Origin of the sequence: Alkalihalophilus lindianensis, from assembly GCF_032843265.1 — a bacterium.
Classification (GTDB): domain Bacteria; phylum Bacillota; class Bacilli; order Bacillales; family Bacillaceae_D; genus Alkalihalophilus; species Alkalihalophilus lindianensis.
This window is the reverse complement of sequence record NZ_JAWJBA010000848.1, coordinates 1-245: the sequence shown is the minus strand read 5'-3', so window position 1 is coordinate 245 and position 245 is coordinate 1. Positions and strand designations below refer to the sequence as shown.

1 protein-coding gene is annotated in these 245 nt (G+C 38.4%); it reads left to right on the top strand.

The window, feature by feature from the left end; genetic code table 11:
- The coding region (locus tag RYX56_RS24545) for a winged helix-turn-helix domain-containing protein (protein WP_317124413.1) at positions 1–245 on the top strand (245 nt) is incomplete at both ends.

The following is a 245-nucleotide window of genomic DNA, read 5'->3' as shown; positions in this document are numbered from 1 at the left end:
CTGAAGAGAAAGCGGAGGAAGAAGAATTATATATCGAGATTGGAAGCTTAAAAATCTATCCGGAAAAATATGAAGCGTATTTTCAAGGGGGGCTGTTAGAATTAACATTAAAGGAATTTGAGTTACTCCTCTATCTTGCGCAAAACAAAGGACGTGTACTGACACGTGATCAATTGCTCAGCGCTGTTTGGAATTATGACTTTGCGGGTGATACTAGGATTGTGGATGTACATATTTCCCATTTA